The 13255-nt window shown below is 42.5% G+C and carries 15 protein-coding genes; 14 read left to right on the plus strand and 1 reads right to left on the minus strand.

Features of this window, described 5'->3' with window-relative positions:
* Positions 1-102 precede the first annotated feature (102 nt).
* From gudB to fni, 10 genes are all read left to right on the plus strand, one after another.
* Positions 103-1377, plus strand: coding sequence for an NAD-specific glutamate dehydrogenase (gene gudB, locus JMN17_RS03345; protein ID WP_087990563.1), 1275 nt, complete (start codon positions 103-105; stop codon positions 1375-1377).
* Between the two features lie 110 nt (positions 1378-1487).
* Positions 1488-2459: a YpdA family putative bacillithiol disulfide reductase gene (locus JMN17_RS03350; RefSeq protein ID WP_202327362.1), complete on the plus strand. Its 972-nt coding sequence runs from the start codon at positions 1488-1490 to the stop codon at positions 2457-2459.
* A 122-nt stretch (positions 2460-2581) separates the two neighbouring features.
* The gene (gene prsW / locus JMN17_RS03355; RefSeq protein WP_087990561.1) at positions 2582-3238 is read left to right on the plus strand and encodes a glutamic-type intramembrane protease PrsW; all 657 of its coding nucleotides are present in this window, start codon (positions 2582-2584) and stop codon (positions 3236-3238) included.
* A gap of 149 nt (positions 3239-3387) precedes the next feature.
* Entirely contained in the window at positions 3388-4299 is a 912-nt protein-coding gene (sleB, locus tag JMN17_RS03360) for a spore cortex-lytic enzyme (protein ID WP_087990560.1), read from the plus strand.
* Positions 4300-4335: 36 nt separating this feature from the next.
* Positions 4336-5688: a germination protein YpeB gene (gene ypeB, locus JMN17_RS03365; RefSeq protein WP_087990559.1), complete on the plus strand. Its 1353-nt coding sequence runs from the start codon at positions 4336-4338 to the stop codon at positions 5686-5688.
* A 93-nt stretch (positions 5689-5781) separates the two neighbouring features.
* The gene (locus tag JMN17_RS03370) at positions 5782-6435 is read left to right on the plus strand and encodes a flagellar brake protein (protein WP_087990558.1); all 654 of its coding nucleotides are present in this window, start codon (positions 5782-5784) and stop codon (positions 6433-6435) included.
* A gap of 44 nt (positions 6436-6479) precedes the next feature.
* Positions 6480-6656, plus strand: a complete 177-nt coding sequence (locus JMN17_RS03375; protein WP_087990557.1) for a YpfB family protein — start codon at positions 6480-6482, stop codon at positions 6654-6656.
* Positions 6657-6734: 78 nt separating this feature from the next.
* A complete protein-coding gene (gene cmk / locus JMN17_RS03380; RefSeq protein ID WP_202327367.1) occupies positions 6735-7409 on the plus strand; it encodes a (d)CMP kinase in 675 nt (224 codons plus the stop codon).
* A 232-nt stretch (positions 7410-7641) separates the two neighbouring features.
* Entirely contained in the window at positions 7642-8790 is a 1149-nt protein-coding gene (gene rpsA, locus JMN17_RS03385; protein WP_087990555.1) for a 30S ribosomal protein S1, read from the plus strand.
* Positions 8791-8802: 12 nt separating this feature from the next.
* Positions 8803-9852 (plus strand): type 2 isopentenyl-diphosphate Delta-isomerase, encoded by a 1050-nt coding sequence (fni, locus tag JMN17_RS03390; RefSeq protein ID WP_202327369.1) that lies wholly within the window; start codon positions 8803-8805, stop codon positions 9850-9852.
* Positions 9853-9893: 41 nt separating this feature from the next.
* Here the strand turns inward: fni and JMN17_RS03395 are convergent, their stop codons facing one another.
* On the minus strand, positions 9894-10025 hold the full coding sequence (locus JMN17_RS03395; RefSeq protein ID WP_141113372.1) for a YpzI family protein: 132 nt from the start codon (positions 10023-10025) through the stop codon (positions 9894-9896).
* 77 nt (positions 10026-10102) lie between these two features.
* On the opposite strand from JMN17_RS03395, the gene JMN17_RS03400 reads away from it, so the two are divergent.
* The 4 genes from JMN17_RS03400 to der all read left to right on the plus strand — a co-directional run bounded on the left by JMN17_RS03400 (position 10103) and on the right by der (position 13247).
* A complete protein-coding gene (locus tag JMN17_RS03400; protein ID WP_202327371.1) occupies positions 10103-10702 on the plus strand; it encodes a YphA family membrane protein in 600 nt (199 codons plus the stop codon).
* Entirely contained in the window at positions 10699-11592 is an 894-nt protein-coding gene (locus JMN17_RS03405; RefSeq protein ID WP_202327373.1) for a YIEGIA family protein, read from the plus strand. Before JMN17_RS03400 ends, JMN17_RS03405 begins: the two co-directional genes overlap by 4 nt.
* Positions 11589-11783 carry a capping complex subunit for YIEGIA gene (locus JMN17_RS03410; protein ID WP_087990551.1) on the plus strand — a complete coding sequence of 65 codons (195 nt, stop codon included), beginning with the start codon at positions 11589-11591 and terminating at the stop codon, positions 11781-11783. Before JMN17_RS03405 ends, JMN17_RS03410 begins: the two co-directional genes overlap by 4 nt.
* A gap of 153 nt (positions 11784-11936) precedes the next feature.
* A complete protein-coding gene (der, locus tag JMN17_RS03415) occupies positions 11937-13247 on the plus strand; it encodes a ribosome biogenesis GTPase Der (protein WP_202327380.1) in 1311 nt (436 codons plus the stop codon).
* The last annotated feature ends 8 nt before the right edge of the window (positions 13248-13255 follow it).

Consider the following 13255-nt stretch of genomic DNA (forward strand, 5'->3'; position numbering starts at 1 on the left):
GAAAAACATAACGTTTATTCTATGCATAAATCATATGAAGGTGTATACTATTCTCTGAAAGGGAGCATGTGAGAAACAGAAGATTCTAGGAGGTTAACTCAAATGGCAGCCGATCGAAACACCGGTCATACAGAAGAGGACAAACTTGATGTGTTAAAATCAACCCAAACCGTAATACATAAGGCTCTGGAAAAATTGGGATATCCCGAAGAAGTCTACGAACTGTTAAAGGAGCCGATGAGATTATTAACGGTAAAAATACCTGTTCGTATGGACGACGGTTCAGTACAGATTTTTACAGGTTATCGTGCGCAGCACAATGACTCTGTCGGTCCGACGAAGGGCGGGATACGTTTTCACCCGAACGTAACAGAAAAAGAGGTGAAGGCGCTTTCTATTTGGATGAGTTTAAAATGCGGCATAATTGATCTTCCATATGGCGGTGGTAAAGGCGGAATTGTTTGTGATCCAAGGGATATGTCGTTTAGAGAGCTGGAGCGTCTGAGCAGAGGATACGTCAGAGCAATCAGCCAAATTGTCGGCCCGACAAAAGACGTGCCGGCACCGGATGTATTTACAAACTCACAAATCATGGCTTGGATGATGGATGAGTATTCAAGAATTGATGAATTTAATTCGCCTGGATTTATTACGGGCAAGCCGCTTGTGCTTGGCGGATCTCACGGGAGAGAATCTGCGACAGCAAAAGGCGTAACGATCTGTATTAAAGAAGCGGCAAAGAAAAAAGGCATCGATATTAATGGTGCGCGTGTCGTTGTTCAAGGCTTCGGAAACGCGGGAAGCTATTTAGCTAAATTTATGCATGATGCGGGAGCAAAGGTTGTCGGCATCTCAGATGCGTATGGCGGACTTTATGATCCGGAAGGCCTCGATATCGATTACTTACTCGACCGCCGCGACAGCTTCGGTACCGTAACAAAGCTTTTCAACGATACTATTACGAACCAGGAGCTGCTGGAGCTGGATTGTGATATCCTTGTTCCTGCCGCAATTGAAAATCAAATTACAGAAGAAAATGCCCATAATATCCGGGCTGGAATTGTCGTTGAAGCGGCAAACGGGCCAACAACGCTTGAAGGAACAAAAATTCTTTCAGACCGGGACATTCTGCTTGTGCCAGACGTACTGGCAAGCGCCGGTGGCGTAACGGTTTCATATTTTGAATGGGTTCAGAATAACCAAGGCTTCTACTGGAGTGAAGAAGAGGTAGAAGAGAAATTAGAAAAAATGATGATCAAATCATTTAACAATATTTATGAAATGGCTAAAAACCGAAGAATTGACATGAGGCTCGCTGCTTATATGGTCGGTGTTCGCAAAATGGCTGAAGCTTCGCGCTTTAGAGGCTGGATATAAGTTGATAATTTGCATAAAAATAAAAAATCTCCTATGATAAAATAGGAGATTTTTTTTATTCGGATATATAAAAATATGAAGTGAAATGCCAATCGCAGGAGTTGACGGAAATGATTCAAGAAAAAGCAATAATTATTGGTGGAGGACCTTGTGGACTATCTGCTGCCATTCACCTAAAACAAATTGGCATTGATGCCCTCGTCATTGAAAAAGGCAATGTCGTTAACAGCATTTACAATTATCCGACGCATCAAACCTTTTTCAGCTCAAGTGAAAAGCTTGAAATTGGAGACGTGGCATTTATTACGGAAAACAGAAAACCTGTCAGAATTCAGGCTTTGTCGTATTACCGGGAAGTCGTCAAACGGAAAAACATCCGTGTCAATGCGTTTGAAATGGTGCATAGAGTCACGAAAGCGGAAAACAATTCATTTGTTATAGAGACGTCAAAAGGAACTTACACGACACCGTATTGTATTATTGCAACAGGCTATTATGATCATCCAAACTATATGAACGTACCCGGTGAGGATTTGCCAAAAGTATTCCATTATTTTAAAGAAGGCCATCCGTACTTTGATAAAGATGTCGTCGTCATCGGCGGCAAAAATTCAAGCGTAGACGCTGCGCTTGAACTCGTGAAATCTGGAGCGCGTGTCACAGTCTTATACAGGGGCAATGAGTATTCGCCAAGCATTAAGCCGTGGATCCTGCCTGAATTTGAGTCGCTCGTCAGAAACGGGACAATTCGCATGGAATTTGGGGCATGTGTCGAAAAAATCACCGAGGATGAAGTGGTATTCCGCTCCGGCGAGAAGGAACCCATTACCATTAAAAATGATTTTGTATTTGCCATGACAGGCTATCATCCCGATCATCAATTTCTTGAAAAAATGGGTGTTAAAATTGATCAAGAAACAGGACGTCCATTTTTTAATGAAGAAACGATGGAAACAAACGTTGAAGGCATTTTTATTGCCGGGGTCATTGTTGCCGGGAACAATGCAAATGAAATATTTATTGAAAACGGCAGATTTCACGGGGGACATATCGCAGCAGAAATCGCCAAAAGAGAAAATTGATAAAGAAGGGGAGCATATGAAGAATTCGTATGCTCTTTTTGTTTTTTTAAGTTCAGACAGATGTAAAATCATAAACAACATGGTAGGATAGACTTAGGAATATAAAGGAAAGAGGTTGCCTGATGTTTGCAATCATCTCTGCAGGAATCGCTCCCGGCATCGCGCTGTTAAGTTATTTTTATTTAAAAGATCAGTATGATAATGAACCTGTACATATGGTGCTTCGGTCGTTTTTTCTGGGAGTTGTTCTTGTATTTCCCACAATGTTTATCCAGTACGTGCTTGAAAAAGAGAATGTGGGAGGCGGAAGCTTTTTCGTTTCTTTTTTGACTTCAGGGTTTTTGGAGGAATCACTGAAATGGTTTATTCTGATGGTCAGTGTATACCCGCACGCCCACTTTGATGAGCATTATGACGGGATTGTGTACGGGGCCAGTGTATCGCTCGGTTTTGCAACTCTCGAAAATATTCTTTACTTAATCGGCCACGGTGTGGAGCATGCGTTTGTCAGGGCGCTGCTGCCAGTTTCATGCCATGCCTTGATAGGTGTTATTATGGGATTTTACCTTGGGAAAGCCCGTTTTTCCGCTCATAAGGCGCGTGTGAAGTGGCTTATTCTTTCTTTAGCTGTTCCGTCACTTTTGCATGGATCGTATGATTTTATTCTGACAGCACTCAGCAATTGGATTTATTATATGTTTCCATTTATGTTGTTTTTATGGTGGTTTGGTTTGCGCAAAGCGAAAAAAGCCCGTTCCGTCAATATGATGCAAGTATAGAAGCCGCACAGAACCGTGCGGCTTTTTGTGTGCCGATTTATCAAATGAGATTTATGTTCTGAGGGATAACAAGGAAAGAGTGTATAAAAATAACCTCGTTACAGAAAATACGATTACACTCAAAAATTTGCTGTAGGAGGCTTGAAAAGATGAAGTCCAAAGGAACGATTATGGCATGTCTCATCCTTTTTTCCTTTACAATAACGACGTTTATCAATACTGAAACCATCTCTGCCTTTTCCAATCAGGTCATTCAAAGAGGGGCTACAGGAGACGATGTGATCGAACTCCAAGCGCGCCTTCAATATAATGGATACTATAACGGAAAAATTGACGGGGTTTATGGATGGGGAACGTACTGGGCAGTTCGAAATTTTCAGGATCAATTCGGGTTAAAAGAGGTTGATGGCCTTGTAGGGGCTAAAACAAAGCAAACCCTAATATCTAAATCTAAATACTATCGTGAATATGTCATGGAACAGCTTCAAAAAGGGAATACGTTCACGCATTACGGAAAAATTCCGCTAAAGTATCAGACGAAACCGTCAAAAGCAGCAACACAAAAAGCAAGACAGCAAGCAGAAGCGCGGCAGAAACAGCCTGCGGAAAAAACAACGCAGCAGCCTAAAGCGGATAAACAGCAAAACAACACACCTGAAAAAACAAGAAAACAGGACGCGGTCGCAGCTAACATGCCTGGCGGATTTTCCAACAATGATATTCGGCTGCTTTCTCAAGCGGTTTACGGGGAAGCACGGGGAGAACCGTACGAGGGTCAGGTTGCCGTCGCGGCAGTTATTTTGAACCGGTTGAACAGTCCGTTATTTCCCAATTCAGTTGCTGGTATTATTTTTGAACCGCTTGCTTTTACAGCAGTGGCTGACGGGCAAATCTATATGCAGCCGAATGAAACGGCAAGAGAAGCAGTGCTGGATGCCATTAATGGCTGGGATCCAACCGAGGAAGCACTGTACTACTTTAATCCGGATACAGCGACCAGCGCATGGATTTGGGGACGCCCGCAGATCAAGAGAATCGGAAAACACATTTTCTGTGAGTAGCAGGATATAAGAAAGCATAAAAATGAGGTGTGATAAATGATCAGAGGTATTTTAATCGCGTTGCTCGGTATTGCAATTGTCGGTACAAGCTACTGGGGATACAAAGAACACCAGGAAAAAGACGCAGTTCTTCTTCATGCTGAAAATAACTACCAGCGGGCGTTCCATGAACTTACCTATCAGATGGATCAGCTTCACGATAAAATCGGAACAACACTCGCCATGAACAGCCAAAAATCACTGTCACCTGCATTGGTAGATGTGTGGAGGATTACATCTGAAGCCCATAACAGTGTCAGTCAGCTGCCGCTTACATTAATGCCGTTTAACAAAACAGAAGAGTTATTATCAAAGATCGGCGATTTCAGTTATAAAACGTCAGTCAGAGATTTGGAGCAAAAGCCGCTAGATAAAAAAGAGTATACATCACTAAATAAGCTATATCAGCAATCCGAAGATATACAAAATGAATTGCGTCATGTTCAGCACCTTGTTATGAGCAAAAACCTTCGCTGGATGGACGTAGAGATGGCACTGGCTTCTGACGAAAAACAAAGCGATAATACGATTATCAACAGCTTTAAAACCGTCGAAAAAAATGTCGGTGCATTCTCCACCGGAACAGACCTTGGCCCGAGTTTCACCAGCACCAAAAAAGAAGAGAAGGGCTTCAGCCATCTGAAAGGAAAACAAATTTCCGAACAGGAAGCAAAACAAATTGCTGAGCGTTTTGCCCCGGATGACAATTATTCAATTAAAGTGGTGAAAAGTGGAAAAAAAACAAACCGCGACGTATATAGCGTCAGCATGAAAGACCCAGACCATAAAGCAGCGATTTATATGGATATTACGAGAAAGGGCGGGCATCCGGTATATTTGATCCAAAACAGAAAAGTGAAGAATCAGAAATTCAGTTTGAATGACGGGTCGAACCGCGCGCTCGCCTTTTTAAAGAAAAACGGATTTGAAACAGATGATTTGGAAATTGATGAAAGTGCCCAATATGATAAAATCGGCGTATTTTCATATGTGCCTGTTGAAAATAAAATCCGAATGTACCCGGAAGCCATTCGCATGAAAGTGGCTTTGGATGACGGTGAGGTTGTAGGCTTTTCAGCAAGGGACTTCCTAACATCCCACAGAAAAAGAAATATTCCTAAGCCGGCCATTACTGAGGCAGAAGCGAAATCGAAATTAAATAAAAATGTACAAGTAAGAGAAACAAGGCTTGCTTTGATTACAAATGAACTTGGCCAAGAAGTGTTATGCTATGAAATGCTCGGGACAATTGAAAATGACACATTCAGAATGTATATAAATGCCAGTGATGGTTCGGAAGAAAAGGTTGAAAAATTAAAAAATGCTGAACCTATATATAAAGACCTATAAAAAACAGGAGGAAAGGACTAAATGTCTTTTCCTTTTTTTCATAACGTGCTTTAATAAAAATGAGAGTATATTGAATACGAAAGAGTGAAGTTAATGATTGAGATTGGGGAAAATATATATTTAGAATATATAGAAGAAAATGAATTGAAAAAAGCGAAAAGTAAAGCTGTAAGCAACGAAAACAATGAGCTTTTGATCGCGTACCCGGTTGATGTAGCTACAGGGCGAACTGTGATTTTGCATAACGATATGGAAGTAACGGTAGAGTTTGTGGGCAAAGACGAAGTTCCTTACCGCTTTACAAGCCGTATAAAAGGTAAAGTGAAGGACAAACTTCAAATGATCTGTCTTGAAGTGCCTCCCCGTGAAAAGGTGAAACGGATCCAGCGCCGCCAGTATGTGAGAACTGATGCGGTATTGGATGTGCGAATGCAGCCGGCAGCTGAGGAAGAGTTCAGCACACTTTCCTATAATATCAGCGCGGGCGGCATCGCCTTAATTTTAGCGGATGGCCATTCCTTTCAATCCGGGGAATCATTAAGCCTGATTATCAGTCTTTCTGAAAATGAAAACATACGTCAAATAGAAACAGAAGCCGTTGTCAGACGAGTCTTTGACGATCCGAAAACAGGGAAGCATAAAATGACCCTTGAGTATACGGGAATCTCAGCGAGTGACCAGCAGTTTCTGCTTCAATATTGCATCCGGCGCCAGTTAAATAAGAGAAGAAAGGCACGGATGGAATAAACATCGGCAAACACTTCCATACTATTTGTGATGGAGGTGCTCCGATGAAAACATTTGAACGGCTGCTGATCAAATTATTGTTCATTCAGGCCATCATTTTACTTGGTGTCCAGATTCTTTTTCACTATGAGCATATTGAGCCTTATGTATCAAAAGTGATTCAATATGAAGGGGTGGATAAAATGGAGGAGAACAATAGGATTGAAACCTTCAAACATTAATTATTCATCAATTTTCCACCCTTTTTCATAAAGTTCGTGATACAATCCATAGAGGAGAAAAGAGCAAGGAGAGGAATTATGGAAAAGAAATTATCGATTGCAATTGACGGCCCGGCAGCTGCGGGGAAAAGCACCGTTGCCAAAATTGTGGCTGAGAAGAAATCGTACATATATATTGATACAGGAGCGATGTATCGGGCGATAACGTATACGGCTTTGCAAGAAAACATTGACCTGGCAAATGAAGAAAAACTGGCTGAGCTGCTAAAGCGGACAAACATTGAACTGATGACAACAGAAGAAGGACAAAAAGTGCTCGTTAACGGCACCGATGTAACTGAGGCGATCCGAACAGACGAAGTCAGCAACCAAGTTTCAATAGCAGCAAAGCACAGAAGCGTCAGGGGAGAAATGGTGAAACGCCAGCAGCAGCTTGGGGAAAAAGGCGGCGTCGTCATGGATGGACGTGATATCGGGACTCACGTGCTGCCGAATGCTGAAGTGAAAATCTTTCTTTTGGCTTCTGTTGAGGAAAGAGCGAAACGCCGTTATGAAGAAAACGTGAAAAAAGGCTACGATGTCAACTATGAGACATTGATTGAGGAAATTGCAAGAAGAGACAAGCTTGATTCAGAGCGCGAAGTATCACCATTGCGCAAAGCAGAAGACGCTCTTGAAATCGATACGACATCTCTTTCCATTCAAGAGGTAGCTGATAAAATCCTCAAGGCAGTGGAGCAAAAGTCCCGCTGATTATGGCGAATGCCACTTTTTTGGATTTTTTCAGCCAAGAAAGAATGTTATTGCTTGACAAACCTGTCCTTTTATTAGAAGTTAATACTAATAAAACTTTTTATTGATCATTCAAAAAACTTTTTTGGATGATTCTTTAATACATATTCGGCTAAAAGCGGGCATGTTATATGTCCAGCTTTCAAACCGTTTTAATTAAGCTGTGTAGGTTTGGACCAAGGAGGTTATTCAAATGACAGAGGAAATGAATCAAATTGATGTTCAAGTGCCAGAGGTTGGAGATGTAGTTAAAGGGATTGTGACAAAGGTAGAGGATAAGCATGTGGATGTTGAAATTATCAATGTCAAACAGTCCGGTATTATTCCAATCAGTGAATTATCAAGTCTTCATGTAGAGAAAGCATCGGATGTTGTAAAAGTAGACGACGAGCTTGACCTGAAAGTAACAAAAGTGGAAGACGATGCTTTGATTTTATCTAAACGTGCTGTTGATGCAGACCGCGCTTGGGAAGACCTTGAGAAAAAATTTGAAACAAAAGAAGTGTTTGAAGCTGAAGTTAAAGATGTCGTGAAAGGCGGACTTGTCGTTGATATCGGCGTTCGCGGTTTTATTCCGGCATCACTTGTTGAAGCGCATTTCGTTGAAGATTTTACTGATTATAAAGGAAAAACACTGTCTCTGCTCGTTGTAGAGCTTGACCGTGATAAAAACCGCGTGATCCTTTCACACCGTGCCGTTGTTGAAAGTGAGCAAGTAAATAAAAAACAAGAACTTCTTCAGTCTCTCGAAGTTGGAAGTGTACTTGATGGCAAAGTGCAGCGCCTGACTGATTTTGGTGCGTTTGTTGATATCGGCGGTATCGACGGACTTGTACACATTTCGCAGCTTTCCCACTCCCATGTGGAGAAGCCGTCTGACGTTGTTGAAGAAGGACAAGAAGTAAAAGTGAAAGTATTATCCGTTGACCGTGATAATGAACGTATTTCTTTATCTATCAAAGACACACTGCCTGGACCGTGGAGCCAAATCGGCGAGAAAGTGAAACCAGGCGATGTGCTTGAAGGAACTGTGCAGCGTCTTGTAAGCTTCGGAGCCTTTGTTGAAATCTTTCCGGGTGTTGAAGGTCTCGTTCATATTTCTCAAATTTCCAACAAACACATCGGCACGCCGCATGAAGTCCTTGAAGAAGGACAGACTGTAAAAGTGAAGGTTCTTGATGTGAATGAAAATGAGGAGCGCATTTCATTAAGTATGCGTGAACTTGAAGAAGCGCCTAAAGCCGATCAGGAAGATTACCGTCAATATCAGGCGAAGGAAGAAACAAGCACTGGCTTCCAGCTTGGTGATTTGATCGGAGATAAGCTGAATAAACTAAAATAATTGGTGATAAACGTGACTCGAGCAGAACGGAAAAAACAACACATCAATCATGCCCTGTCCACTGGACAAAAGCGGGACACGGGTCTTGATGATATTACGTTTGTTCATGCCAGTCTGCCCGATCTTGCATTAGAACAAGTAGATATTTCCACAAAAATCGGCGAACTTTCAAGCAGTTCGCCGATTTTTATCAATGCAATGACTGGCGGCGGCGGACAACTTACATATGATATTAATCAATCACTTGCACGAGCGGCTCGTCAGGCCGGTATACCTCTTGCTGTCGGATCACAAATGTCAGCATTAAAAGATCCCTCAGAGCGTTTTTCGTATGAAATCGTTCGAAAAGAAAACCCAAACGGACTGATTTTTGCCAACTTGGGAAGCGAGGCGACAGCTGATCAGGCAAAGGAAGCAGTGGAAATGATTGGAGCAGACGCACTGCAGATTCACTTGAATGTGATTCAGGAAATTGTGATGCCTGAAGGAGACAGAAGCTTTAGCGGAGCTCTGGACCGTATTGAACAAATTTGCAGTCAGGTCAGTGTGCCGGTCATTGTGAAAGAGGTCGGCTTCGGTATGAGCAAAGAATCAGCAAGGAAGCTTTATGAAGCTGGTGCTGCGGCTGTAGATATCGGCGGTTACGGGGGCACGAATTTCTCGAAAATCGAAAATCTCCGAAGACATCGGCAAATCACCTTTTTTAACTCGTGGGGCATTTCGACAGCAGCAAGTTTGGCGGAAATCCACTCTGCGTTTCCCGCAAGTACAATGATGGCGTCTGGAGGCCTGCAGGATGCGCTTGATGTGGCAAAGGCAATAGCGCTGGGTGCCTCTTGCACCGGAATGGCAGGACACTTTTTAAAAGCGCTGACTGAAAGAGGAGAGGAAGGACTGCTTGAGGAGGTTCAGCTGATCCTTGACGAATTAAAAATGATTATGACCGTACTGGGCGCCAGAACGATTACTGATTTGCAAAAGACACCTCTTGTGATCAAAGGTGAAACCCATCACTGGCTCACAGAGAGAGGGATTGATACGTCCAGCTATAGTGTGCGATGAATGATCAAAAGCCCAAAACCTTATGAGTTTTGGGCTTTTGATTATGATTTTCGCTTTTTGAATTTTCCGTTTTGTTCAAGGCTTGTTGCTCCGTCATAGTGAATGGAATGGTCGCGATCTGATTCGACTCTGCCAGAAGCTTTGAGTTTTTTTTCCTGTCTGTCTTTTCCCATGATCATACTCCTTATTGTGAAGTGGATTGTTTAAAAAAAGCGCTCGGGCTCCATACTGGGAGTATGGAGGAAGCAAAATGGAACAATTTTATTACTATTGGTCAATGTGGTTTCTGTGGGTTCTGACGACCTTTATTTTTGAAAAGACGAAAAGGCGATTTGCCGTCTCTGTCTTTATTTTGACTAATATGATTCTAAGCATACATGACATCACTTTATATTTTTCCCTAAATACTGCTTATATGATGTTTTTTTTCTGCGGGTGTGTCTATGCAGGGTATTTGAGAATGTATCGTTTTCGTTATCTCATGGTCTATCTGATGCTTATTGCCGGGTATGCGTTTGTTTATCTTTTTGCATTATATGATCCAGTTTGGTTTATCATAAAACCTGAGTGGGCTGCCGTAATATTATTAGTGCTTTTGACAGCTTCGGTTGAAAGGGAGTTCCAGAAACAGCTTACATTATTTGTGCTAGGGATGTGCCAAGGCGAACTGATGTATTCGTTTGTGATTCAGAAGCTGGCCGGGGCTTTGGCTGTCGGTGGCTTTCAATGGCTGAATACGTGTTCCGCGGGTATTATATTGCTGTTTGGCATATCGAGATACGAACAGCTGGCAAGCCAGGTTGGTCAAAAGAGCAAAAGATCAAACAAAGGAGCTACCAAAATGTCATGAGTGATTACATTTATCCAATTATTGCTGGGGTCATTGCCGGGGTCGCGACACGGCTTTATATGCTGAAAACGGATTACCGCCAGTATCCGACCTATGTTCATGGGAAAGTCATTCACATTGCACTAGGGCTGATTGCGGCTGGTTTAGGGGCCATTATTATGCCGGCGCTTTTGCAGGAGGAATTTACGGCCATCACGTTTTTAACATTGGCAGCGACGCAATTTAGAGATGTTCGAAACATGGAGCGGAACACACTGACGCAAATGGATTCGTATGAACTTGTCTCAAGGGGAAGCACATATATTGAGGGAATTGCGATTGCGTTTGAAAGCAGAAATTATATCGTGATCTTTACAGCTCTTTTGACAACCTCTGCGTATGTGCTTTTATCCATTTGGGCTGCAGTCATAGCGGCTATTGTTTGTTTCTTGCTGGCAATGAAATTTATGTCGGGCAGTGTGTTGAAGGAGATTGTAGATATCGAGTACATAAAGCCGCGCTTTGACGGCCCGGGACTGTTTGTTGATAATATTTATATGATGAATATTGGGCTTCCGGAAAAACAGGAGCTGATTTTAAAGCACGGAATGGGATTTATTTTAACGCCAAAAAACTTTAATTCAGCAGCGACCATTGCCAACTTAGGGCAGCGCCAGGCCATTTTATTTGATGTTTCGAATGTACTCGGGGTTTATCGGGATTCGGGCGAGCCGTCTCTCACTCCAATTGCAAAACGCGATTTAAATGACGGGAGAGTGGCAGTTTTTGTTCTTCCGCAAATTAACCACCCCGAAACAGCTGTTCAGATTATCAGCAATGTTCCAACTTTGGAAAACGCGATCAGAATGCCGACGGAATTTATCAAGAACCAGGATAAGGTGATAGAATGAGCGAATCTCTTACGAAAATGATTTTGTCTGTGATTACGACGAACCGAAACAGGGCTGCGGGGGGAGCTCCTGTCTTTTTTTGTAATGACAAAAAGGAGATGGAGCTTTTCGCTAAAAATCTTGAGGCGATCCTTGATGGAATAGCGCACAGAATTGGAGATGACGTGTATTTGATCGTGAAACATTTTTAAGAATAGTTGTGATCCCAGTAAAAACTGATATAATAAATGAGTTAAGCCCTTCCTCTGAAGGGTTTCTTTTCATAAAAGTGAATGAAATGATTTTAATAACCGGTTGAAAATTTATGTAAAAATGAAAGCGGCTGGATCGAAAGGAAGGGTACTATGGGTAAACCTGTCGTAGCCATTGTCGGGAGACCAAATGTAGGAAAATCCACAATCTTTAACCGGATTGCGGGAGAAAGAATTTCAATAGTAGAAGATACCCCTGGTGTGACAAGGGATCGGATATACAGCTCGGCTGAGTGGCTGAATTATGATTTTAATTTAATTGATACTGGCGGTATTGATATCGGTGATGAGCCGTTCTTAGCGCAGATTCGCCAGCAGGCTGAAATCGCCATGGATGAAGCGGATGTCATTATCTTTATGGTGAACGGCCGTGAAGGCGTGACTGCTGCTGATGAAGAAGTAGCGAAAATTTTGTACCGCACGAAAAAGCCAGTTGTTTTGGCAGTTAATAAACTGGATAACACAGAAATGAGAGCGGATATTTACGATTTTTATTCGCTTGGCTTTGGCCAGCCGTATCCAATTTCGGGAACACACGGACTCGGATTAGGTGATTTGCTGGATGCCGTTGCAGAGCATTTTAAAAACATTCCTGAAACGAAATACGATGAAGAAGTGGTTCAATTCTGCCTGATCGGACGCCCGAACGTCGGAAAGTCCTCCCTAGTGAACGCGATGCTCGGCGAAGAGCGCGTCATTGTGAGCAACGTGGCAGGAACGACACGAGATGCTGTTGATACGGCATTTACGTACAACCAGCAGGAGTTTGTCATTGTTGATACTGCCGGCATGCGAAAAAAAGGGAAAGTCTATGAAACGACTGAAAAGTACAGTGTACTGCGGGCGCTGAAAGCAATCGACCGCTCAGAAGTCGTTGCGGTTGTGCTGGACGGCGAAGAAGGCATTATTGAACAGGATAAGCGCATCGCCGGTTATGCACACGAAGCGGGCAAAGCTGTCGTGATCGTCGTAAACAAATGGGATGCTGTTGACAAAGATGAAAGCACGATGAAAGAATTTGAAGAAAATATCCGTGACCATTTTCAATTTCTTAATTATGCGCCAATCTTATTCATGTCAGCCTTAACGAAAAAACGGATTCATACGCTGATGCCTGCGATTATCAAAGCGAGTGAAAATCATTCACTGCGGGTTCAAACGAATGTCTTAAATGATGTCATCATGGACGCTGTGGCAATGAATCCGACGCCGACTCATAACGGTTCTCGTTTGAAGATTTATTATGCGACCCAAGTGGCGGTAAAACCGCCGAGTTTCGTTGTGTTTGTAAACGATCCGGAATTAATGCATTTCTCGTACGAACGCTTTTTAGAAAACCGAATCAGAGACGCGTTCGATTTTGAAGGGACACCAATCAAAATATTTGCAAGAGCTAGAAAATAAAAAGGTGT

Origin of the sequence: Bacillus sp. RHFS10, assembly GCF_016757475.1 — a bacterium.
Taxonomy (GTDB): Bacteria; Bacillota; Bacilli; order Bacillales; family Bacillaceae; genus Bacillus; species Bacillus subtilis_G.

Excerpts from the sequence above, each read along its gene's own strand:
- gudB (WP_087990563.1), top strand. The coding sequence starts at position 103 with ATGGCAGCCGATCGAAACACCGGTCATACAGAAGAGGACAAACTTGAT.
- JMN17_RS03350 (WP_202327362.1), top strand. The coding sequence starts at position 1,488 with ATGATTCAAGAAAAAGCAATAATTATTGGTGGAGGACCTTGTGGACTA.
- prsW (WP_087990561.1), top strand. The coding sequence starts at position 2,582 with ATGTTTGCAATCATCTCTGCAGGAATCGCTCCCGGCATCGCGCTGTTA.
- sleB (WP_087990560.1), top strand. The coding sequence starts at position 3,388 with ATGAAGTCCAAAGGAACGATTATGGCATGTCTCATCCTTTTTTCCTTT.
- ypeB (WP_087990559.1), top strand. The coding sequence starts at position 4,336 with ATGATCAGAGGTATTTTAATCGCGTTGCTCGGTATTGCAATTGTCGGT.
- JMN17_RS03370 (WP_087990558.1), top strand. The coding sequence starts at position 5,782 with ATGATTGAGATTGGGGAAAATATATATTTAGAATATATAGAAGAAAAT.
- JMN17_RS03375 (WP_087990557.1), top strand. The coding sequence starts at position 6,480 with ATGAAAACATTTGAACGGCTGCTGATCAAATTATTGTTCATTCAGGCC.
- cmk (WP_202327367.1), top strand. The coding sequence starts at position 6,735 with ATGGAAAAGAAATTATCGATTGCAATTGACGGCCCGGCAGCTGCGGGG.
- rpsA (WP_087990555.1), top strand. The coding sequence starts at position 7,642 with ATGACAGAGGAAATGAATCAAATTGATGTTCAAGTGCCAGAGGTTGGA.
- JMN17_RS03395 (WP_141113372.1), bottom strand. The coding sequence starts at position 10,025 with ATGGGAAAAGACAGACAGGAAAAAAAACTCAAAGCTTCTGGCAGAGTC.
- JMN17_RS03400 (WP_202327371.1), top strand. The coding sequence starts at position 10,103 with ATGGAACAATTTTATTACTATTGGTCAATGTGGTTTCTGTGGGTTCTG.
- JMN17_RS03405 (WP_202327373.1), top strand. The coding sequence starts at position 10,699 with ATGAGTGATTACATTTATCCAATTATTGCTGGGGTCATTGCCGGGGTC.
- JMN17_RS03410 (WP_087990551.1), top strand. The coding sequence starts at position 11,589 with ATGAGCGAATCTCTTACGAAAATGATTTTGTCTGTGATTACGACGAAC.
- der (WP_202327380.1), top strand. The coding sequence starts at position 11,937 with ATGGGTAAACCTGTCGTAGCCATTGTCGGGAGACCAAATGTAGGAAAA.